21 protein-coding genes are annotated in these 23,774 nt (G+C 43.1%); 6 read left to right on the top strand and 15 right to left on the bottom strand.

Features of this window, described 5'->3' with window-relative positions:
- Positions 1–11: 11 nt before the first annotated feature.
- The 6 genes from AC1XUD_RS09810 (at position 12) to AC1XUD_RS09785 (ending at position 6,174) form a co-directional block, all read left to right on the top strand.
- Positions 12–920, top strand: coding sequence for a sugar phosphate isomerase/epimerase family protein (locus tag AC1XUD_RS09810; protein ID WP_483360806.1), 909 nt, complete (start codon positions 12–14; stop codon positions 918–920).
- A gap of 263 nt (positions 921–1,183) precedes the next feature.
- On the top strand, positions 1,184–1,522 hold the full coding sequence (locus tag AC1XUD_RS09805; RefSeq protein ID WP_483360805.1) for a PadR family transcriptional regulator: 339 nt from the start codon (positions 1,184–1,186) through the stop codon (positions 1,520–1,522).
- A gap of 246 nt (positions 1,523–1,768) precedes the next feature.
- On the top strand, positions 1,769–2,143 hold the full coding sequence (locus AC1XUD_RS09800; RefSeq protein ID WP_483360804.1) for a hypothetical protein: 375 nt from the start codon (positions 1,769–1,771) through the stop codon (positions 2,141–2,143).
- Between the two features lie 297 nt (positions 2,144–2,440).
- A complete protein-coding gene (locus AC1XUD_RS09795; protein WP_483360803.1) occupies positions 2,441–3,517 on the top strand; it encodes an NAD-dependent epimerase/dehydratase family protein in 1,077 nt (358 codons plus the stop codon).
- A gap of 64 nt (positions 3,518–3,581) precedes the next feature.
- On the top strand, positions 3,582–4,529 hold the full coding sequence (locus tag AC1XUD_RS09790; protein WP_483360802.1) for a glycosyltransferase: 948 nt from the start codon (positions 3,582–3,584) through the stop codon (positions 4,527–4,529).
- A 7-nt stretch (positions 4,530–4,536) separates the two neighbouring features.
- Positions 4,537–6,174: a hypothetical protein gene (locus AC1XUD_RS09785; protein ID WP_483360801.1), complete on the top strand. Its 1,638-nt coding sequence runs from the start codon at positions 4,537–4,539 to the stop codon at positions 6,172–6,174.
- Here AC1XUD_RS09785 and AC1XUD_RS09780 read toward each other — a convergent pair.
- The 15 genes from AC1XUD_RS09780 to AC1XUD_RS09710 all read right to left on the bottom strand — a co-directional run bounded on the left by AC1XUD_RS09780 (position 6,163) and on the right by AC1XUD_RS09710 (position 23,649).
- On the bottom strand, positions 6,163–6,606 hold the full coding sequence (locus AC1XUD_RS09780) for an RrF2 family transcriptional regulator (RefSeq protein WP_483360800.1): 444 nt from the start codon (positions 6,604–6,606) through the stop codon (positions 6,163–6,165). The genes AC1XUD_RS09785 and AC1XUD_RS09780 overlap by 12 nt on opposite strands.
- A 181-nt stretch (positions 6,607–6,787) precedes the next feature.
- Entirely contained in the window at positions 6,788–9,193 is a 2,406-nt protein-coding gene (locus AC1XUD_RS09775; protein WP_483360799.1) for a 3-hydroxyacyl-CoA dehydrogenase/enoyl-CoA hydratase family protein, read from the bottom strand.
- A 23-nt stretch (positions 9,194–9,216) separates the two neighbouring features.
- A complete protein-coding gene (locus AC1XUD_RS09770; RefSeq protein ID WP_483360798.1) occupies positions 9,217–9,687 on the bottom strand; it encodes a MarR family winged helix-turn-helix transcriptional regulator in 471 nt (156 codons plus the stop codon).
- 224 nt (positions 9,688–9,911) lie between these two features.
- On the bottom strand, positions 9,912–10,430 hold the full coding sequence (locus AC1XUD_RS09765) for an NADH-quinone oxidoreductase subunit J family protein (RefSeq protein ID WP_483360797.1): 519 nt from the start codon (positions 10,428–10,430) through the stop codon (positions 9,912–9,914).
- Positions 10,431–10,468: 38 nt separating this feature from the next.
- A complete protein-coding gene (locus AC1XUD_RS09760) occupies positions 10,469–11,062 on the bottom strand; it encodes a NuoI/complex I 23 kDa subunit family protein (protein ID WP_483360796.1) in 594 nt (197 codons plus the stop codon).
- 107 nt (positions 11,063–11,169) lie between these two features.
- Entirely contained in the window at positions 11,170–12,249 is a 1,080-nt protein-coding gene (gene nuoH / locus AC1XUD_RS09755; protein WP_483360795.1) for an NADH-quinone oxidoreductase subunit NuoH, read from the bottom strand.
- Positions 12,250–12,263: 14 nt separating this feature from the next.
- The gene (locus AC1XUD_RS09750; protein WP_483360794.1) at positions 12,264–13,379 is read right to left on the bottom strand and encodes an NADH-quinone oxidoreductase subunit G; all 1,116 of its coding nucleotides are present in this window, start codon (positions 13,377–13,379) and stop codon (positions 12,264–12,266) included.
- Between the two features lie 92 nt (positions 13,380–13,471).
- On the bottom strand, positions 13,472–14,812 hold the full coding sequence (gene nuoF / locus AC1XUD_RS09745) for an NADH-quinone oxidoreductase subunit NuoF (protein ID WP_483360793.1): 1,341 nt from the start codon (positions 14,810–14,812) through the stop codon (positions 13,472–13,474).
- 32 nt (positions 14,813–14,844) lie between these two features.
- A complete protein-coding gene (gene nuoE / locus AC1XUD_RS09740) occupies positions 14,845–15,342 on the bottom strand; it encodes an NADH-quinone oxidoreductase subunit NuoE (protein WP_483360792.1) in 498 nt (165 codons plus the stop codon).
- A 71-nt stretch (positions 15,343–15,413) separates the two neighbouring features.
- Positions 15,414–16,640, bottom strand: a complete 1,227-nt coding sequence (locus AC1XUD_RS09735) for an NADH-quinone oxidoreductase subunit D (RefSeq protein ID WP_483360791.1) — start codon at positions 16,638–16,640, stop codon at positions 15,414–15,416.
- Positions 16,641–16,662: 22 nt separating this feature from the next.
- Complete coding sequence (locus tag AC1XUD_RS09730; protein WP_483360790.1) at positions 16,663–17,163, bottom strand: NADH-quinone oxidoreductase subunit C; 501 nt, start codon at positions 17,161–17,163, stop codon at positions 16,663–16,665.
- 3 nt (positions 17,164–17,166) lie between these two features.
- The gene (locus AC1XUD_RS09725) at positions 17,167–17,709 is read right to left on the bottom strand and encodes an NADH-quinone oxidoreductase subunit B (RefSeq protein WP_483360789.1); all 543 of its coding nucleotides are present in this window, start codon (positions 17,707–17,709) and stop codon (positions 17,167–17,169) included.
- Positions 17,710–17,739: 30 nt separating this feature from the next.
- Positions 17,740–18,114, bottom strand: coding sequence for an NADH-quinone oxidoreductase subunit A (locus AC1XUD_RS09720; protein WP_483360788.1), 375 nt, complete (start codon positions 18,112–18,114; stop codon positions 17,740–17,742).
- Positions 18,115–18,307: 193 nt separating this feature from the next.
- Positions 18,308–20,431, bottom strand: coding sequence for a T9SS type A sorting domain-containing protein (locus tag AC1XUD_RS09715; RefSeq protein ID WP_483360787.1), 2,124 nt, complete (start codon positions 20,429–20,431; stop codon positions 18,308–18,310).
- Positions 20,432–20,583: 152 nt separating this feature from the next.
- Positions 20,584–23,649, bottom strand: coding sequence for a T9SS type A sorting domain-containing protein (locus AC1XUD_RS09710; RefSeq protein ID WP_483360786.1), 3,066 nt, complete (start codon positions 23,647–23,649; stop codon positions 20,584–20,586).
- Between the last annotated feature and the right edge of the window lie 125 nt (positions 23,650–23,774).

Genomic DNA, 23,774 nt, shown 5'->3' with positions numbered 1-23,774 from the left:
GACGAAGTTTTATGAGTTCAGCTATAACCGGCACGACCATCCTTTCCACTATGAAAGATATTACCGAAAACTCCCCCGCCCCATATCAGTTTGCCAATAAAGAATCTCTTAAAATTCTGGGCACCAACTGGGGCTTCGAAGGCAGTACCGACGAGTTTTGCGCAGCAATAAAAAAAGAAGGATATGACGGAATAGAAATGTGGTGGCAGGGCGATCCGGAGAAACGTAAAGAACTCTTTGCAGCCCTGAAAAAGTACGATCTGGAAGTTGGATATCTCTGCGGATCAGGGGAAACTGCCTATACTGCCCATCTCGCCTCGTTTAAAAAAGCGATTGACGAAGCGACTACGCTGTTTGATCGTAAACCACTCTATATCAACTGCCACAGCGGAAAGGATTTTTATAGTTACGACCAAAACAAGGCCATTATCGATCATACCATTGAGGCAAGTGCAAAATCAGGAGTACCCATATATCATGAAACCCACCGGGGCAGAATGCTTTTTGCTGCACATATCGCAAGGAATTTCATGGAAAAAAATCCTGATTTAAAGATTACGCTTGATATATCACACTGGTGCAATGTCCACGAAAGTTTGTTGGAAGACCAAAAAGAAACAGTCGCCCTTGCGCTTTCCCGAGCCAACCATATCCACGCCAGAATCGGACATGCCGAAGGCCCGCAGGTAAATGACCCTCGTGCGCCTGAATGGGAAAGTACTGTCAAAGCACACTTTGCATGGTGGGACGAAGTGGTGACGAGAAAAGTCAAAAACGGTGAAGTTATGACGTTCCTGACCGAATTTGGCCCACCAAATTACTTGCCGACATTGCCATATACCAACCAACCATTGGCAGATCAATGGGGCATCAACGTTCATATGATGAAATTACTTCGCGGACGTTATCTACGACAATAAAAAAAGCCCCAATAACCCTCTATCCGCCCTTTGCCTTGCGAAGCGGGTAGAGGATTATTGAAATATCTGCACTTAAAGCCGAAATTCTGGCTAGTACCAATTCCCATTTCGTTTAAATTGTCCGATATCGGACAGTCCTCGTTCTTTTCTGGACGATATTTTAATCAAAAACTACCTTTAATTGCTGTTTACAGCCAACCGAAGCACCTTTCTAAAAGTGACACACATTTGTACGAGAAAATGTAAACTAATAAGATCTGAATATGCGCCGTACTTATTTGGGGGAATTTGAAGAAGTCGTTTTACTGATGGTCGCCATTCTGGACGGCGAAGGATATGGCGTCACGATCAGTCAGGCTTTGGAAGAGCACACCGGGCGAAGCGTAACATTTGGAACTGTTCATAACACGCTGATACGGCTTGAAGAGAAAGGCTTTGTAAAGTCAGCATTGGGGGGAGCCACAACAGAGAGAGGCGGACGCAGAAAACGGATATTCAGCGTCACCGCATTGGGTAGTCGTGCTTTGAGCGAGATACAAGAGGTGAGGCAAAATCTTTGGCAGCTGGTTCCTCCAAACGCACTAAAACTAAGTGGGATATGAACGGGTAGTCGGCAACTGTTATACCGCCCAAGTGGATACAAAACTTGCTCACGCTGCTGCACCCGGAAAACACCTGTTAAGATATAGAAGAAGACCTGCGCGAGTTGTTGGAATCAGAATGCCTGCATTAAATAATTTTTAAAACAACCAGTATCTAAATATTAAAGATTGTACGGTAAGCGGATTTGCATAAATTTAGGAAACAAAGAGTTGATCACTTCGAAACATTTAATCCTTTCTATTGCAATGATGAAAACAAGGTACTTCTTAATGATGATGATTGTGGCCGGCGTCCTATCAACAGCCGCACACAGAGCGGTAACGGCTGGTGAATTAGTTGGCTTATGGAAATACAGGATCAGCGATGTTCCACCCGAATATGAATGGGGATTTTTCACTTTTGAGCAGAAGGACAGTAAGACCATTGGGTTTGTGGGAGATACTGAAAAAACGGAAATGAAGGATCTCACCGTAAAACAGGACTCGGTCATTTTCGCCATGGATTTCCAGGGCGGTCTGATCAAATACTCCCTTCTTCAAAAAGGCGATACTCTGACGGGAACAGTCTCATCTCAATATGGAGACTTCCCTGTAACTGCGGTTAAGGAAGCCAAGAAGTGATTTTCTTCTAGAAATTCGAATAATTGCGGTGTGCAATGCGAAGAGGCTGTCTAAAAACGGCCTCTTTTTTTGAATGTCAGGGGAATACTCTTCCAGTTTCGTTCGCCGGATGAAAAAACAAAACAGTCAACCTGTTTCAATCCCTTTAAAAAAATTTACAATTGCGGGATCAATTTTACCGTTTACTCCTTTATAGTAGGCTAATTTGCTTAAATTACCTTGTTTGATTTACTTTGTTACTTCGTGCGTCAGTGGGCGTATACATATATCCAGCTATAACAATATAAAAATACCTTCATGAACATAGCATTAGTAACAGGCTCGGCCGGTCTGATCGGCAGTGAATCTGTCGCATTTCTTTCTGAAAAATTTGACCTTGTAATAGGAATAGACAATAATTTAAGAGAATACTTCTTTGGCGCAGACGGCAATACTGACTGGAATAAAAACAGAATTCAGGAGGCTTTTAGTAATTACAAACATTATGCTGCGGATATACGCGAAGTAAGCCAGCTTGAACCGATTTTTAAAGAATATGGCACTGATATCAAAATGATCGTTCACGCGGCAGCTCAGCCAAGCCATGACTGGGCAGCGAAAGAACCATTCACTGATTTTGGTGTAAATGCAGTAGGCACTTTGAATATGCTGGAAATGACGCGTTTGCATACGCCCGATGCCGTTTTCATTTTTACTTCAACCAATAAGGTATATGGTGATAATCCAAATTACTTGCCATTAGTTGAGCTTGAAACACGTTGGGAAATCGACGAAAACCATGCATATTTTAAAAATGGTATTGACGAAAATCACAGCATAGACCATACTAAACACTCGGTATTTGGTGCCTCAAAAGTTGCAGCTGATATCATGGTGCAGGAATATGGTAAATACTTCGGCATGAAAACTGGTGTTTTCCGTGGCGGCTGTCTTACCGGACCCAACCATTCAGGTGCTCAGCTTCACGGCTTTCTGGCTTACCTGATGAAATGTGCAATCACAGGAAATCACTACACCATTTTTGGATATAAGGGCAAGCAGGTTCGTGACAATATCCACAGCCATGACCTGGTAAATATGTTCTGGCATTTTTATCAAAACCCTCGCCCGGGAGAAGTTTACAATGCAGGAGGCGGGCGTTTTGCAAACTGCTCGATGCTGGAAGCTATTACTCTGTGTGAGAAAATTACTGGTAACAAACTTTCATACTCATATTCGGAAACGAACCGTATCGGGGATCATATATGGTATGTAAGCGATCTTAACAAGTTTAAATCTCACTATCCTGGTTGGAATTGGGAATATGGTCTGGTTGAGACACTTACTCAGATTCACGACGGCATCGCCTCCCGTTTGGCAAGCAAAACAGTCTGATCACACTTCCCGGAGTTTTGTGCAAGAGTGAACTTGCACAAAACTCCTGCACACATTCCCCTATATGCCTGAAAGCTACGTCATTATAATTCCGCAATTCAATGACTGGGAGGCATTAAACCTTTTGATCCAAAAGATCAATGAAGATTTAATGCCGGAAATTATCGAAAATACTTCCATTTTAATAGTCGACGACTGTTCTTCCCGGGATCGAGAAGAACCATTTACGCTATTCCACGGCAAAGAAGTTAAGGTTCTGAGCCTTTTCAGAAATCTGGGTCATCAAAAAGCCATTACCATTGGCCTGTCTTATGTGGCCGAAAACATCCCTTGTGACAACGTGATTGTGATGGATGCAGATGGCGAGGACGCACCTTCAGATATTAATGCACTCGTGAAAAAGCTTCGCGAAGAGCCTGGAAAAATCATTTTTGCTGAACGTAATAAACGAACTGAGGGCCTAGTATTTCAGCTTTCTTACCTAATCTACAAGTTTGTTTTCACGCTTTTAACGGGGAAGGTCATCAAATTTGGGAATTTTAGCATTATTCCTCAACGACGTCTCCAGAACCTGGTCCGTGTGTCCGAAATATGGAATAATTACCCCGGGGGAGTGATTCGATCACGAATTCCCTACAGTTCGGTGCTCACAAACCGGGCAAAACGATTAGCTGGAGACAGTAAAATGAATTTTGTTTCGCTGATTCTTCATGGTCTGAGTGCGATTTCCGTAATGATTGATACCACAGCTGTCCGGATTCTCATATTTTCGATTGTGATGTCAGCATTGGCGATCGCGTTCATTTTTGTTATTGCTTTTTTGAAATTGATCGGAAATGCCACTCCCGGTTGGGCTTCCACATTAGGAAGTACACTGGTGATTCTGATGTTGCAATCATTTCTAATCTCCCTTTTTCTCGTATTCATGGTTCTTCAATATCGCACGCAAAGACACTTTATTCCTGTCAAGAACTATAAAGCATTTGTTGACAAGATAGAGACCGTTAGCTGATATAGTCATGAGCATTCAATTTGACGCCCATCCGATAATATACTGGTTCCTCGGCTATATCATTGGTCTTGGGATTTGCCTACTTGTTTATGCCAAATCATTCATCATACCGTCTATTGCTGAAAGAATTTATTTGCTATTAAGCACAGTTCTGTTGTTCATGATGCGGATGCCTGTCTTGCTTTTTAACCGTGAATTGAACCCGGACGAAAGCCAGATGCTGACGCAGGCCATGACTTTGGCAAAGGATCCGATATTCTGGAGGTCAGTTGATGGAACAACAGGCGGACCGCTAGGTAGCTATTTTCTGCTGATTCCATCCTATTTTCGAGGCGTTTTTGATTATACATCGGCGCATACTGCCGCCATTGTACTTGTAGCGATCACAATAGCAGCTTTTTACTTCGCAATACGAAACTGGTTTGGCATATCCATTGCGATGGCTGTTACATTCCCAATGACGTTGTTTTTTGCGTTTGTTCAACAGAATGATTTTGTCCATTTTTCAAGTGAGCATATTCCGATCTCGCTTATGGCAATCATATTACTCCTGATTTCCATCTGTGGCACAAAGCGTTTGACGACTCCTACTATTCCATTTTTCATTGGGTCGCTGATTGCTCTTCTTCCTTTCGGTAAATTACAGACGTTGCCCATGGTCGCAATTCTGGTATTGTGGGTTTTATATCTGTTATGGTTTCAAAAAAAGGATGCGCGAGGTGCTGTTAGTTTTATTCTGGGCGGCATTTCAACCTTGCTTGTAATTCTGCTGCTTCTTTACTTCGGCGGAGTCACTTCAGATTTTTTCCAATTTTATATCATTGCGAATTTTCAATATGGAGATAAGACATCGTGGTGGGGTAATTTAATGGCCTTGCCGGACGGATTATTTCATTCTCCTTCAGTTTTGGTGTATGTTTTACCTCAACTGTTTTTTCTTTTACTCGTCTCTATTCTCCAAAAGAATAAGCAAGAAAACAAAGGATCGTTCTTTATATTTCCTTTGATTTGGATTGTCTTTACGCTACTTGCGATATCCAGAACTGGCTCAGGATATCTCCATTACTGGCTCTTCATGATAGTTCCTCTTGCTGTCATTTTTGCTAACTGGCTCAACCGTTACAGGGAAAATCCGACAATTCTTCTTGCATTTTGTCTTATATCGCTGTCAGCTCTCGGTGGATTTCAGGCATTTCAGAAACTCAAATTTGGAGAGCCCATCAATATATATCCGTCAGACGAGAAAAATAACAGAAATATTCCCTTCAGCGAAGTCGCTATTGCGATCAAAAAATATGCTAAAGCAGGTGAATATCTCGTAGTATGGGGTTGGAATTGTCAATACTATGTAGAAACGCAAATGCCGCAGGGCGTGGCGGAGAACCACAGCATTCGCTCCATATTCAAACACCCATTGCAAGAAGTTTATCTCCAACGATATTTGGCCAACCTTATCGACAATAAGCCGGCGGTTGTTTTGGATGCTGTTGGAAAAAACAGTCTATGGGCGCAGGACAAAGCTACACAAGGCTTAGGCAGCTATCCGGAATTGTACAAATATGTCTCGCAGAATTATACCCTCGTTGAGAGCCCGGATGATGTGAAGTTGTATCTAAGAAATGACCTCCGCGCTCTACGGCGTTAGGAGGGTGGTTGCGGCTGCATCGACTAGCAAAAGGTCATTCAACGTAGTTTTATCTAAAACCGCAAGATTTGCGTCTCGCCATTTTTCCAAGACAACTCGCAGACTACACGTTTCTTCGTCGCGACAGTCATCACATTTTCCATAAAAAAGCAACGAAACACACAGCGCCGGTGCTATCGGTCCGTCGATAATACGCAGCACCTTTGAAAAACTGACTTCCGCAGGAGGTACGCGTAAAAGATATCCACCTCCTTTTCCTTTCTGACTTTGTAAAACACCATTATTTCTCAAATCCAAAAGGATTGCTTCGAGAAACTTTTTAGGAATCTTCTCTTTCTCAGCAATATATGAGATCAGCACCGGCCCATGACCATATTGTTCAGCCAACACTTTTAATGCTTTCAGCGCGTATTTCGCTTTTTTTGAGATCATTTTAGTTCGTTCTGATTTCTAAACTCGTCTTGTGTAAATATGAGAAGTAGTATTAATGTTTCGCCACCGAATAACTTATGCCACCAATTTCAATGAGATGCTTCCCGTCAGACATATATAATTTTTCTTCCCTTGCCAGTTGATGAACACCACAAACCCTATTAACATAATATACCATAAATTAATTTCTGGGAGGCTTTCCACCATTTAGCAAGCCCTGCATCCGCTCCAGTGTTTTACGCTCTCCACATAAGGAAAGAAATGCTTCTCGCTCCAAATCCAGTAGGTATTGTTCAGTCACCAGTTGCGGGTAGCTTAAATCACCGCCATTGATCACATATGCCAGCTTATTGGCAATCTTGGCGTCATGATCGGATATATAATTGGCCATTCTCATTTGCGATATACCTGCCATGAATAACGCCATCCCGGTTTTACCCTGAACTTTAATATCCGAGCGCTGCTTGGGCTGAGTATATCCACTTTCGGCCAAACTGATAGCCGCTTGTTTAGCTTCCGCAATTAACCTGCTCCGATTAAGAACAATCTGGTCTTTATCCTGAAGATAGTTCATTGCATATGCCTCAGCAGCCGAAGTTGATACTTTTGCCTGAGCGATATTCATGAAAGCATTTTGTAAAATATTTAGCTCAGGGTCGCCAGTTTGGTACATATCCGAACAACGGAGTGCCATTTCTTTGGTTCCTCCCCCAGCCGGTATCAGCCCGACTCCAAATTCTACCAGACCAATATATGTTTCGGCATGGGCAACAATCTTATCGGCATGGAGGTTTAATTCACAGCCCCCACCCAAAGCCAAAGAATGTGGTGCAGTTACGACCGGAATAGACGAATATCGAGCCCGCATCATCGTTTGCTGAAACTGGGCGATTACCAAATTAATTTCATCGAAGTCCTGCTCGATGGCGAACATAAAGAGCATGGCCAGATTCGCTCCTGCGGAATATGCATCGTTTGAATCGTTTCCGACGACAAGCCCTTGAAAATCCTTTTCAGCCAGACTGATCGCCTTATTAATCCCCTCGATCACTTCAGAACCCATCGTATTCATCTTCGACTTGAACTCAAGATTCAGGATTCCGTCGCCCAGATCGTATACATTGGCTCCGGCATTTCTCCAAACGATTTTGTCGGTAAGATTGCTCAGGATAATAAATGAATCCTGACCAGGTATTTTCTTGTAAGATTTTGTATTGATATCGTAGTAAAACTTACTTCCGTTCTCTAGTTTGTAGAAAGCGCCGTTACCTGAAGAAATCATCTCATACACCCATGGCGCAGGCTTGAACCCCTCACTCTCCATTATCTGAATCATATTCTCGACACCCATGGCGTCCCACGTTTCGAACAAACCAACCTGCCAGCCAAAACCGGCGCAGATTGCCTGATCTATACGATATAATTCATCTGAGATTTCCGGAATTCGGAAAGAGGCATATTTAAATATATCAGAAAACGTTTTCCTATAAAACGCCCCTGCCTTGTCCTTTCCTTTCAGCAGTACAGCGAAACGCTTTGGCACTTCCGAGATCGCTTTGGTTGCTTCAAGAGTATCAAATTTTACTTTTCCCGAAGGCACATATTCCAGCGATTTAAAGTCAAGCGCCAAAATGACGGACTTACCTTTTTCGTCTTTTATTTTTTTATAAAAACCCTGTCCGGATTTATCTCCCAACCACTTGTTATCATATAATTTCTGCATCACAGCTGGGAGCGCAAATCCTTCCCGAGACTCATCTGTTTCCGCTCCCGATTCATACAAATTACGAGCGACATGAACCGTCGTATCCAAACCTACTACATCCGAAAGCCGGTAAGTGCCCGACTTCGGCCTTCCTATCACAGGTCCAGTCAATTTATCTACCTCATCGACCGACAAATTCATCTCCTCAGCAGCCCGAATCGTCTGAATCAGGGCATATATCCCTAACCTATTGGCAATGAATCCCGGAGTGTCTTTGCATAAAACAGTAGTTTTACCCAAATACAAATCACCATAGTGCATCAGGAAATCAACAATGCTCTGATCTGTATCCGCGGTTGGAATGATTTCCAATAACTTCAGATACCTGGGTGGATTGAAAAAGTGAGTTCCGCAGAAATTCTTTTTAAAATCTTCACTTCTTCCTTCAGCCATGAGGTGGATCGGTATCCCGGAAGTATTGGAAGTAATGAGTGTTCCCGGCTTCCTTAATTGATCCACTTTTTCATATAAAGCCCTTTTAATATCCAGTCGCTCAACAACAACCTCGATTATCCAGTCGTAGTTTTTGATATCGGCAAGGTTATCATCGAAATTACCGAGTCTGATTCGTGATGCATCTGCCGCGTTATATAGTGATGCAGGCGTGGCTTTAAGCGTATTCTGAAATGAAGTGGTGACAATTCTATTCCTGACAACTGGACTTGCGGTCGTCAGCCCTTTGCTCTTTTCCAATTCATTCGGTTCGGCAGGTACGATATCCAGCAATAAAACCTCAACACCTATATTGGCAAAATGACATGCTATGCGAGATCCCATAATGCCAGATCCCAATACAGCTACTTTACGAATTGAACGATTCATTATTTAAGGTTTTAGTTTCTAACTTATGGTAAGATGTCTTCGTTTAAATCACCAGCTTTCAGCTTAACGTTTTCATCCTCCACCAGTCTTGTGATTTCATTTACTACTTCAAAAAATACGGCCAGCTTGTCCAAAGGGATTTTCTCCCGCATCATGTTGTTGAACACGATCACTCCCTCCCGCGACAGCTCCCTTTTTTCTCTGCCAAGGTCAGTCAATACTATTCTTACAAATCTTTTGTCGCCTTTATATATTTCTCTGGTGATCAGTCCCCGCTCTTCCATATTCTTTAACATACGGACCAAACTCCGGGGCTCCATTCCTAATAGCGGAGCAATTTTGGTTGCCGGCGTTCCATTTTCAAGATCGATATTGAGTAACACGTAGCCTACTGCCATGGTAATATCGTACCTGGAGGCATATGTGTTGTACATTCTGGAAATTGAATGCCAGGCCCTTTTAATCTGAAAATCAATCGTTTTTTCTTTGCGCATCAGTACCTCCCGTAAGTGACATTCTCGGCTCAGACAAATTTAACAAAAGACATGAATATTATGCAAGCATACTATTTTCAAATTATGAAAAGCCTGGATCCGAAACAAAAATGGGGATGGTATCTAATGAAAAAGTCTGCCCTTCCCAAAAATGAGAAAAGCAGACTTACTAAAATATATGTGTTGAACCGAAACCTTGAATTTTAGCCTGATTCAACGATTTTCTAAAAATGTCTCTCCCCTACTTCCCGTTTACCCAGCATCACAGCGCCAACCATGGCTACCAGAAGTAATATTGAAATAAGCTCAAACGGCAGAAGGTATTCACGGAAGAGCAAATGACCCAAATTCTCGATCATACCTACCTGTGAATCAAACTCATATGGATTCGCTCCCGGTATCGCAGATTTACGATATGCACCAAAAAGGATAACGAATATTGTACCGCCAACGATAGTCGCAGCTATTTTGGTCAGGTTGGTTTTGGCTTCTTCGTGGTCTTGTTTCATATTTAAAAACATGATCACAAAAAGGAATAGAACCATGATTGCCCCGGCATATACAATGATATTAACCGCTGCCAAAAACTGCGCATTCAACAAGATATAGTGCCCCGACAAGGTGAAAAATGTGAGGATCAAGTAAAGTACACTATGAATTGGGTTACGTGCTATAACCACCATTAATGCACTTAAAATGGTCAGTGCGGACAAAAAATAAAAAAAGGAAAGTGTCGGATTCATATGCTCAAAATAAAAAAATCTTGCAGTTAATATGCGGTTCAGGGTACTGCACGAGGGACAACATTGGTCACTTCGCCGTTAGCTCTTTTGTTATCCAGTGCCAGAGCTTCTTCTTTTGTCCATGCCTCGCGGGTATATCTGCTGTTCATATCTTCTACCAGCAAGTCTTTTCCCCAAATCACCTGATCGCGATCGTGAAACACAGGTACGAATTCATCGTGTCTCAAATAAACCGCCTGCTTAGGACAAGCTTCCTCACACAATCCACAGAAAATACAGCGAAGCATATTGACTTCATACACTGCCGCATATTTCTCTTCGCGATATAGTTTCTCCTCTCCCTTTTCCCGTTCAGCAGCAACCATTGAAATAGCCTCAGCAGGACAAGCCACAGCGCAAAGCCCACAGGCTGTGCAACGCTCTCTTCCCTGCTCATCTCTTTTAAGGATATGCCTTCCACGGAAAACCGGCCCAAGATATCTTTTTACCTCCGGATATTCTATGGTTACCTTTTTGGCAAAAAAGTGCTTTATCGTAATAGCAAGCCCTGTGGCGATAGCCGGCAAATAAACCTTTTCTGCAAAGGTCATTTCCTTATTGCTTACTTGCTTTGAGCGATTTGTCAATTGCATGGCAACGAATGTTTTATATCAATGCGAAACTCAAGTTCCGGATTATTCATTTTAGTAATCATTCTTACCGATATCCAAACCCCGGATACCGCTTCCCGAAATGAGTATTAGTTTAATAAAGACGTAATGAATGGCTTTATAAACAACACACCCATGGCAGTGATCATAATATTCAGAACCGCCAAAGGTATCAGTTTTTTCCACCCCAGGTTCATCAACTGATCATATCGGAACCTTGGCAATGTCCAGCGAACCCACATGTAGAAAAATATGAAGAACAACGCTTTACCAAGGAATACCGCACTTCCTATCAGGGTCGCTATATTATGACCTAATTGGGTTCCAAATGACGAAGTCAGTTTTGCATATACCCAATCCATTCCCGGATAATTATAGCCTCCAAAAAACAAAACAGATATAATAGCCGACGAAATGAACATGTTGATATACTCTGCAAACAGATAAAAACCCAGCTTCATACTACCGTATTCGGTATGATATCCACCAACAAGCTCCGTTTCACATTCGGGAAGGTCAAACGGTACGCGATTACATTCCGCAAAAGAACAGGTAATGAAGATGATAAAGCCCAGTGGCTGGTAAAAGATATTCCAGTTGCCACCATGTTGTTGTGCTACTATTTCTCCAAGAGATAAAGAACCGCTCATCATTAATATGGCGATTAACGAGAGACCCATTGCAACTTCGTAACTGATATTCTGTGATGCCGCCCGGATCGCTCCAAGAAGGGAGAACTTATTGTTGGAAGCCCAGCCTCCCACCATAATTCCATATACCCCCAGCGCTACAACACCAAAAACGTATAAAATTCCAATGTTTGATTCAACTCCCTGCAACGGCACTTCAACTCCTTTGAACCGGATTGTACTTCCAAAAGGAATAACCGCACTAGCCAGTAATGCTGTCAACATCGCCAAACTAGGTCCGGCAATAAATAAACCTTTACTTGCCAAAGCTGGTATAAAGTCCTCTTTAAAGAACATTTTTCCTGCATCTGCCAATGGTTGCAATAATCCTCCTGGTCCCGCTCGGTTAGGGCCCATTCTGTCCTGCATAAAACCAGCAACCTTGCGTTCGCCCCAGGTCGAATACATCGCAATAAGCAACGTGATCACAAAAACGACCAGGATCGTTACAGTCTTAATTATAAATGGTATTAATTCCATTTTCGGTAATCAAATTAGTTATTCTGAATCAGGAGCGACCTGTGGTTCGCCTTATCGTTATTCTCAATACTTTGCTGACGGATGGTTTCTTCATCCGTTACATATGGGCGGGTATCATCAATCTCTTTGAACTGCGTAGCCGCCAATTTTAGCGCAAAGTCTGGCTTTTTAATTAGATCTGCACGATACTTATTGGCAGAAATAACTGAGCTGCGTTTCACTTTTGTCGGCCCTTCCAATACCCAGTCGCTCGTTTTTTTACGTTCGAAACGACATTTGTTGCAAATAAACTCAGTCACCTCGCCCCATGTATTCTTTCTGGCCGTCACGCGAATTACTTCATCGCCCCGATACCACAAAATGACTTTACCTGAGCATTTGTCGCAATCGCAGTGTGCGTCTTCCGGTTTCGAGAACCATACCCGGTTTTTGAAACGGTAAGTTTTATCAGTAAGCGCTCCTACCGGACAAACATCAATAATATTACCAGAGAAGTCATTATCTATGCTCTTCTGGATATATGTACTGATTTCTGCAGTATCTCCGCGATACATGACACCATGCTCGCGTTTATTGGTGATTTGATCAGCAGTGAACACGCATCTGTAACACAAGATACAACGTGTCATATGAAGCTGAACATAAGGACCTATATCTTCTTTTTCGAAAGTACGGCGCTCTTCCTCATATCTTGTTTTTGCAGAACCATGTTCAAAAGCAAAGTCCTGCAAGTGACACTCTCCAGCCTGATCGCAAATCGGGCAGTCAAGCGGGTGATTGATCAATAGAAACTCGACGATTCCTTTCCGCTCCTCCAACACCGAAGGGTTCGTGGTGTTTTCGACCACCATACCATCCTGAGCCTGAGTTATACACGAAGGAACCAATTTTGGCATCGGGCGAGGATCTTTAGCCGATCCCTGAGAAACTCTTACAAGACATGCACGACACTTACCTCCCGACGTGGGCAGCGGCTTGTAGTAGCACATTGCCGGGGGAACAAGACCCGCCTGGCTTTCATCAGCCTCCGCAATCTTTCTCGCCGCCTGCATAATGGTCGTGCCAGGTTCCACTTCCACCTCTATACCATCGAAAGTGATTTTTATTAACTGTGGTTTTGTTTCTTCCATGCCCGTAATAATATATATCCTTAACAGACCGACCACTCAGGTCGCAATGTATTTTCTAAATCTTTTTATATCAACACTTTACCTCGGCCGGATCACACCAGTGCCATATCACCCATATATACCGCACCCGGTGCCGTAGCTTCGGTTGGGTTCGTGATATGCCATACGAACTCGTCACGGAAGTGCCTGATGGCGCTGGCAACAGGCCATGCAGCCGCATCTCCCAAAGGACAAATGGTATTACCCTCAATTTTCTTAGATATATCTACCAAAAGATCGACATCATGCATATTGCCATGCCCATGTTCAATCCGGTGCAATACTTTTTCCATCCAGCCTGTACCTTCACGGCACGGGCTACACTGTCCGCAAGACTCGTGGTGATAGAATCTTGAGAAATTCCAGGTGTTTTTTACAATACAAGCGGTTTCGTCAAATACGATAAAACCTCCCGAACCAAGCATGGTTCCTGTTGCAAAGCCACCGTCTGACAATGACTCATAGCTCATCAGGCGATCCTCGCCGTTGGCTGTTTTCATAATCAGATTAGCAGGAAGAATAGGAACTGACGATCCGCCCGCAACGAGTGCTTTCAGGTGGTGTCCTTTTCTGATACCTCCACAATACTCATCCGACATCATGAATTCTTCCACACTTAATCCCAACTCAATTTCATAAACGCCAGGCTTTTGAATATGACCTGATGCGGAAATCAATTTGGTACCAGTACTTCTTCCAATTCCGATTCCTGCATATGCATCACCGCCATTGTTAATGATCCAGGGCATATTTGCAATGGACTCAACATTATTAACAACCGTTGGTGATTGATATAGACCTTTTACAGCAGGGAAAGGAGGTTTGTTACGCGGATTTCCACGTTTTCCCTCCAAAGATTCCAACAGGGCGGTTTCCTCTCCACATATATATGCACCACCACCCGACTGAACAACCAGTTCCAGGTCGTATCCTGTTCCTAATATATTTTTACCAAGAAACCCTTTTGCTTTGGCTTCCTCAATTGCTTTTTCAAGAATGCGGATCACATACATCAACTCCCCTCTCACATATATGAAAGATTTGTTAGCTCCCAATGCGAAACTGGAAACGATCATCCCCTCCACCAACAGGTGAGGAATCGTTTTCATCAAATAGTGATCTTTGAAAGTTCCCGGCTCCGACTCATCCGCATTGCAAACGAGATAACGTGGTACACCTTCCGGCTTGGCCAAAAAGCCCCATTTCATCCCCATCGGGAAACCTGCACCACCTCTTCCTCTCACACCCGATTTCTTCGCCTCTTCCACAACCTCGTCTGGCGTCATGGTTTTCAGCACTTTCTCTACAGCAGTATATCCTCCTTGTTTCCGATAAACATCGAAGGTTTCAATACCAGGGACGTTGATATATTCTGTTAATATTTTCTTCGCCATTTGAGGATTAGTATTTAGCAAGGCGGTATGACCTATTTGCTAAGTTCATCAATAATTTCGTCGACCTTTTCGTTGGTCAGGTTCATGTAATATTTTTCCCGAATCTGAAAAACCGGCCCCCATCCGCATGCGGCCAGACATTCAACTTCTTTCAAGGTGAACAGCCCATCTTCGGTAGTTTGTCCGGTTTCGATTCCTAGTTTCTTCTTCAAATGACCGTACACGTCATCTGCTCCCATCAGGCAGCATGGACCTGTACGACAGTATTCTATCACATGCTTTCCAACCGGCTCCAGATGGTACATTGTATAAAAAGTAGCCACTTCATATACTTCAACCGGTTTGATACTTAGGATATCCGCAACATAATCCATCACCTCGCTGCTTACCCAACCCCATTGTTCCTGGGCCACGTGCAAAATCGGCAATAAGGCCGATTTCTGTCGGCCTTCCGGATATCGTGCTATAATTTCATTAACCTTGACAAGTCGCTCTGGAGTAAATGCAACTGAGTTTGGAGTATCGGTCATGGTTCTTCTAAACTTGAATTTTTGTAATATTCTGACAGATCATATCCGTCAAATCAATATAAGTAAGAATGTTACGCGTCGAGTTCTCCCGCGATAACATTCATGCTACTCATCGTTAATATGGCATCAGACAAGCTGCTTCCTTTACACATTTCAGGATATGCCTGGTAATAAATAAAACTTGGTCTCCGGAAATGCAGACGATATGGAGTTCTCCCGCCGTCGCTCACCAGGTAAAAACCTAACTCTCCATTACCGCCTTCCACTGCATGATAAACCTCACCAGCCGGTGCATCGATTTCCCCCATCACTATTTTGAAATGGTAAATCAACGCCTCCATGTTTCTATATACTTCCTGTTTTGGAGGAAGGTAGAATTCAGGAGCATCGGCGTAATATGGACCTTCAGGCAGGTTGTTCACTGCCTGTTCCACAATTTTGAGGCTTTGCCACATTTCCTCATTTCTTACCATATAGCGGTCATAGGTATCCCCATGCTGACCTACCGGAATAATGAAATCAAAGTCTTCGTATGAAGAATACGGATTCATCACCCTTACATCATAATCGAGACCTGCGGCCCTCAGATTGGGCCCTGTAAAACCATATGATAAAGCTCTTTCAAGAGAAATTGGCCCGCATCCGATGGTGCGGTCCATGAATATCCTGTTTCTGTTCAACAGCTTTTCAAGCTCTTTCAGAACGGCCGGGAAGCTCTTGATAAACTCTTTTATTTTGCGAATTGCAGTGCTGGAAAGATCTCTTTCCATCCCTCCTACACGACCCATATTAGTCGTCAGGCGCGCTCCGCACATTTCCTCATATATCTCGTAAATCTCCTCTCGTTTCTGCATCACATATAAAAAGCCTGTGAAAGCTCCGCAGTCAACACCGAGGATACTATTACAGATAATATGGTCAGAAATACGGGCAAGCTCCATCATGATAACTCTGATATACTGAGCTCTTTTTGGAACTTCTACCTGAAGCAACTTTTCAACTGTCATATGCCATCCGAAATTGTTGATCGGAGACGAGCAGTAGTTCATCCGGTCCGTCAGGGTTGTAATCTGATAGAACGGTCGTCTTTCGGCTATTTTTTCAAATGCCCTGTGAATATAGCCAATGGTTTGTTCGCCGGAAACGATCTTCTCTCCATCCATTTTCAGGATGTTCTGAAAAATTCCGTGCGTGGCAGGGTGAGTCGGGCCTAGGTTAAGAGTTGTTAACTCTTCAACCAACTCTGGCAATTCCGCATTAGCCGGGACTTTATGAGGTAATAATTCAATATCTGCCATAACCTAAATCTTATCAATAAATTTATCTACCGAACAGTGCGTCAATTTTATCCTCTCTGGTTGCATCTTCGAGCGGATATTCTCTTCGCATCGGGAAATAATCCATTTCTTCAATATTCAAAATTCGTTTGAGATTCGGATGCCCGTCGAACAATATTCCATAGAAATCGTATGTTTCACGCTCCATCCAGTTGGCACATTCATACAGCCCTGTTGCTGTTGGTATATGGATATCCGCCTCCGGAATTGAAACCTTTATCCGAACACGGAAATTGTGTATAAAACTGTGAAGGTGATATACCACCATAAATTCTCCTCCCGCATTATCCGGAAAATGAATACCTGTCAAATCTGTAAGGAAATTGATTTGGAAATTCTTGTGCGATTTCAGAAAATCCAGAACCGGTATGATCTCTTCACGCGTTGTCGAAAGCGTTAACAGAGCATAAGGCTCTTCGAAATTAAAAACCTGATCTCCAAATTTCCCCAATAATTCTTCCGCTACTTCCTGATTGCTAAGCATAGATTATTGTATATTATAAGAAGCCAGTAATTCCTGATATTCGTCGGTATTTCTCCGACGAAGTTTCTCGTTCTGAGCGAGATATTGAATTTGCATCAATCCGTCAATGATTTGTTCCGGTCTTGGCGGGCAGCCAGGTACATATACGTCCACCGGGATAATTCTGTCGATACCTTGCAAAACGCTGTAGGTATCAAATATACCTCCACTCGAAGCACACGCACCAACGGCAAGTACCCATCTTGGTTCTGCCATCTGAAGGTATACCTGCTTCACAACAGGCGCCATTTTCTTGGCAATGGTCCCCATCACCATCAGCAAATCTGCCTGACGAGGTGAAAAGCTCGGCCTTTCAGAACCAAACCTGGATATATCATAATGCGCACCCATGGTGGCCATGAACTCGATACCACAACATGAAGTTGCAAAAGGCAAAGGCCATAGTGAATAACTACGCGCTAAGCCTATAACTTCATCAAATGAAGTTGCAAAAAAACCAGAACCGCTGTGCCCCGCAGGAGCTTCAGCTATTGTTACTTCTTTCATATTTGCCATAGTTGAAATACTCAACGATTCTTACTCCTCCCAGTTCAATACACCTTTCTTGATGATATAATAGAAACCTGAAAGCAAAAGAGCCATGAATACAATCATTTCAAGAAACCCAAACATGCCTAGCCCTTTGAAGTTTACTGCCCAGGGATACATGAATATTACTTCCACATCAAACAACACAAACAAAATCGCCACGAGAAAATACTTCACGGAAATCGGCGCGCGGGCATCGCCTACTGATTCAATACCACATTCAAAGGGGTCGTCCTTTTTCTTACTTTTTCTGCTTGGTCCAATGAGGTGGGTAACGATCATCGTTCCCCCTATAAAACCAGCTGCCAACAGGAACTGCACCAAAATGGGCAAATAGTCTGAAGGAAGATATGTACTTTTCATATAGACAAACTTTGGCTTGGAATATTAAATGTAGCCATAAATTGATTAAAAGAGCTACAATTTCTCAGTCTTTCAAAGTTAGTAGCTGCAAGTTTATCAATCAAATTCTTTGGTTTTTCTTTTACCTAATTAGTTTCATGCTAAATAAGCCCTACCAAGGCAGGGCTTATTTAGCATGAAACCAATATGATACTTATTTAATAACGATTTGCTTCGTAAGTGTGTCAGTCGCCCCTACCACTCTCAGGATATATTTCCCGGTTGGCAGATCGGACACATTGATCTGGAATCGACTGTTCAGAGACGGAATGCTTTGAACCGATAGTATTCTACCAAAAAGGTCGTACATCGTCACTTTGGCGTCCTTGATCGGATCACGCGACTCAATGTAGATGTATGCTTCCTGACTTGGATTCGGATAAATCACAACGTCATTACTTTCGTTGGTTTTGAATTCACGCGTGGATGTGTCGGAATAACATACTATGGAATTATTTCCGATAGTGAAAGTGGCTTTTGCCTGGGCAGTATAATCGCCCGATTTCATAACCTTGATTACATTGGCAATCGTATCTCCCTCTATTCCAGGTCGTTGCCAGACATATTGCTCATTTAATCCTGGTTGATCTATAGATGCTGTTATACTAAACGGTCCTGCTGACGTGATCAGTGGCTTTGAAATTTTGGGTTGAATAGTCAGCGAAGAATTCGTGGAATTAGCCGATTTACAGCCAAATATATTTTCCCGACGTACATAATAGCTACCACTTTCTGAAATCTTCACACTTGAACCGGTAGCTACCGGAGTTGTGCCTCCATCCTTAAACCAGTTATATATATCATTTTCGCCATTTACAGAAAAAGTAAACGAAGAATCAGCACAGGCTTGTTGCTGGCCCTGCTGAACGATTTGTGGCGTAACTGGAAGGGCATTATTTTCCAAAGTCACTATTGGACTTAATATGGAATTGCCGAAGTTATCCTTAACCGTAGCTCTGTATGCCCCAGCTTGAGTGACAGTTATTGACTGACCTGTAGCGCCATTGCTCCATTGATACGAAGCATATCCGCCAGGCAGTGTAATCGTTACCGCGTTATTAGCTGTAACACATGTAGCAGCTATTTCCGGAACAGCCGCAGGAGCTACCGGAGGGACTCTTGAGAAAAAATTTGCGTCCAGAGAGTTATACCAGGCAGTGGCTAAAAGTGTCAAAGACGCTCCATTAAAGTGCGTATGATCTGGCGATCTCTCAGGATCAAGTGGATCGGTTTCAGGGCCTGGATACGTAGGGTTGAAACTTGCATCAATAACGGAATTTTGAGCTGCAATGATCTCAGGATTCGTGGATGATGGCGTATTGCTATCCTTCGCAGTTCTTGAAGTTCTGGCAATTACCCAGGTAATTCTTTTGCCTGTATCGCTTCCCAAAATATTCATAACCGTTTGAAGGTTGTCACGATACTGGGTAGCAGGAGTTCTAAATAAGCCATCAGTCTCTCCCTGCATCCATAATATTCCCCTTACACCATATTGATTAGCATAGTTTTTTGCGGCTATACGAAGATTGGCGTATGGCATACCCGCATTATAAGTAAATCCTCCATACATATTGTTGGTAGGTAATCCCTGAGCACTTTTTGCCCAGTTCTCACTTGAAGTGCCTTCCCAGGCAGTATTAATAAATAAAATTGGAACACCCAGTTTTGCAACGAGCATGTCACCCAATAGCCCCCAGCACCAGGCACCCTGGCCACGTGGGGCCATAAATCCAAGGTCTGAAGTGACTCTGGAAAATTGAGGCGCGGGTGGATCAGTTAATAGATCCTGAACATCATTGCTATAATTCGACACATATACAACTCTGTCATCGCTTGCAGAAGGACCAGGATATTTGTGAAGACCCTGAGCATTGGACTGTCCGGCAATTAAGAAAACTTCTCCAACGCCTAGCCTCTCCAAAATATCGCGACCCACGACGTTACCGTTGGATGTCGCTCTGATTTCAATCGTATACCAGCCTCCTTTTAAAGAAATATTTCCAGAAAAGACCCCTTTCTCAGGTGCTACATCAAGATCCCGCCATGGAGTTTCTTCACCTTGCCCTAAAAGGACAGGTACCCCTCTTGCCTCTATTTTGTCTACCGGAATACTAAATTTACCACTTATGGGAACGTCTCGCTTACCGGTAATATCCTGCTGATAGACAGCCCGTGGAGATGGAGAGGTGATGTCTACTTGCGAGTAAGCACTTATGGGTAAAATGGATACAAATAAGAAGGCCTTTCGAATTATCTGATTAAGTAAATTTTTGCACATTAGAGATGGAACCGTATAAAAAACCTTACTTTATCAAGCAAGGCGTTGTTTAGTTGTGTTATGTATAGATATAAGGGGACAAATTTAAAACATTATTTGAGCTATAATATAACTATTCCACTTTTTTCAAGATATTATTCTTCCCCCCTAACTTAGTTCACCACCGCAATTTTTTTAGTGCCGTTAAAGGCGGCCGACGTTATCCTGACAAAAAATACCCCTGCGTTCAAGTCTGATATATCAAATGTTTTCTGGCTCTCGAACTTCTGAACCTTATAGCTCTTGTGTATAATTCCGTTTGCGTCAATAATCTGAACTGTTGCGTTGATCAGATTCTGGACAGTCTCAACATTGATTATGCCGTTTCTCACCGGGTTTGGAAAGACGACCATACCATCACTATCTGCCTCAGGATAGAATACAAAAGGCTCGGAAAAGTCTGACAAACAGGTTAAACTGGCACTATATGTAACGGAGTTATTTACAATAAAAGTACCTGAACTTACCACTTTAATTGTTGTGCTGGTTTGAGTTAAATCCACTCCATTCCTCCGCCAAACATGGTCGCCTGCGTTGATGTTGTTCTCTGCCATCAGACTATATGCACCAACTTTTTTAATGATCGGAATCGTTGGCTGGGGCTTTACATCAACTGCAATAACTGGCGAAAAAGGCGAAAAACAACCATATATGTCCTTGGCTTTGACCTGATAGTTACCTGATTTCTTTGCGTCAATTAAAGTACCCTGCTGACCGTCGCTCCAGTAAAAAAGCGCTCCGCCTTTTGCCTCGAGCTGAACTGAATTTCCATCACAAAATGTAGTTGACCCTAACGCGGATATAGTCGGAGACTCAGGCAAAGCTAACGTTTGGGTGCTTACTGAATTACTTGGGTCTGAAATACATTGAAATTCATTTATTGTCGTCACTTTGAACGTTCCTGCCTTTGTAACCAAAATTGTTTTCGAGGTTGCGCCATTACTCCAAACATATGCACTTGCGTCCGGAGCTGTCAGGCTCACATTCAAATCAGCACAAAAGGTGGTCGGTCCGGATGCTGTGATGACTGGTGTTGGCGGCAACGGATTCTTAATGACTTTGACAACCGCTGAAGGCCTCGAAACACAACCATTTGCATCCTTTGCTGAAATTGTATAATCTCCACTTTCGTGTGTTTCGACAGTTCGGTTCGTCGACCCATTGCTCCAAACATAACTGTACGCCTCGCTGCTAGTAAGAATGGTATAATCTCGTTCGCAGAAGGTCGTTGGACGTTGATTCGTAATAGTTGGAGTAGCTGGTAAAGGGTTTATTTTAGTTGAGATTTCATCTGATCTTACAGATTCACAGCCATTATTATCTTTTTGAATGACCGAAAATTTACCTTCTGTACTTACCACAATAGATTTGGAAGTAGCCGCATTGCTCCAGATATTACCTGTGTCATAATTGGAACTGATGGTCAGCTGATCTCCCTCACACATGGTAGTTCCACGACTTAGTGAAATTTGCGGTTTGCCTGGAAGCGCATTAACTTTTACAGTAATCGGCTCCGATTCAGGCGAGTAGCATCCTACATTATCAAGCGCCCGAACACGAAAATCTCCGGAAGACCGGACATCTATGCTGGGATTGACCTGTCCATTGGACCACACATTTTTCAAAGCGGAATTGGAAGTGAGTTTTACCACGCCTCCATCACAAAATGTGGTGGCTCCGGAGGCTGTAATGGCCGGCTTTGGTGGAAGTGGCGAATTCAGAACTGAAACTCCATAGTTGTCTGAGTTCGTCTCACAACCGTATACACTTTTAGTTTTAACAAAATAATCTCCTCCGGTTGTAACGCCGATTCTGGAAGAAGTCGATCCGGTATTCCAAACAATATTATCAGTTACGCTGGAAACCAAGGTCGCCGTATTTCCAATACAAACGGGATTGCTGCCCTCGAGGCTGATAATTGACTTAGCCGGTTGGATGGCTTCGTTTATCTTTATTTGAGGTGAGTATATATAATTGCCTTTGTCATCCCTGGCGGTGACAGTATAGCTTCCGTTACCAACCGTAATACTGTTCCCACCCTGGCCGTTAGACCACTGCATTGAAGTATACCCTGATTGGTCAGCGGTGATGCTGACAGCATAATTACCAACACAACCGATTCTAACATTTACCGGCGCCGTTGGACCATATGGTTGCGATTGCGCAAAGAAATTATCATTCATTTGATAAAACCAAGCCTCGCCAAGTTGCGTGAGCCCCTCATTTTGAAAGTGTACTCTTTCACCATCAATTCTCGGAATCTGAATTACATCTGTATTGGGGCCAGTAAAAACACCTGGTACATTATTAATCACTCTTTGCTGACCCTCGATTACCGGAGCATATGTCCTTCCTAAATTATAAGAAGTTAACGAAACCATCCATGCCAGATTCTTTCCGCTTTCATTTCTATTCGCTTCAATGATCGTTCGCAGATCATTTGCATAATCATCTGTAGAAGTACCAAATTGATTGTCCGATTCTCCCTGTTCCCAAAGTACCGCCCGCACACCTGTTATGGGTACATAATACTGCATTACCCACCTTAAATTTATATACGGTATTCCGCTCGGCAAATACGGCTCAAAATTGTAAGGAGAATACGTAGTTCCATTAATACTTTCACGCCAGGAACTGATTCTAGTCCCTTCGAAAGCAGCATTGTAGAAAAGAATCGGGACCTTGAGCCTTGCAGCGAGCAAATCGCCCAATCTTCCCCAGGCCCAGGCAGATTGGCCTCTGGGAGCAATATTTGAATTGTTGTCTACATGCCGGAAATTCGGATAAGGCAACCCTGTGTCGTTATAATTATACGTATTGTTGTAGTCTACGCAGCTAACCCGGTCGTCTGATGCGCCCTGCGCACCGCGATTCTGAAAACCCTGGGCATTGGACTGCCCTGCAATAATGAAAACTTCGCCGACTCCAACGTGGTCTACAGGATTACTACTCACCACCTGATCTGCAATGATGCCACGTACCTCTAAACGGTACCAGCCACCTTTGGCGGAAATGCTGCCGGAGTAAAATCCGCCCTGAACATTATTTTGAATGATTTGCCAGTCGGTAGAAGACCCCTCGTTAATTGCAGTAATTTTCGCCTCTACCCTGTCCAGTTGTCGGGAATAATTCCCGGAAATATTAATGGTCGCATTATTATTGTTATCCCTTTGAAACACAACTCTGTCCGTTGGGTAATCAATACTTAACTGCGCAAATAAAGTGTGTGAGCAGAGCACAACAAAACATAGCGCTCTACTTAAAGATCGAATTTTCGACATCATGGCAATCCTAAGACTAGTAA

This window comes from Dyadobacter sp. HNCC25DJ184, from assembly GCF_056895215.1.
The sequence above is the reverse complement of the archived record's forward strand: the minus strand, read 5'-3'. Positions and strand labels throughout refer to the sequence as shown.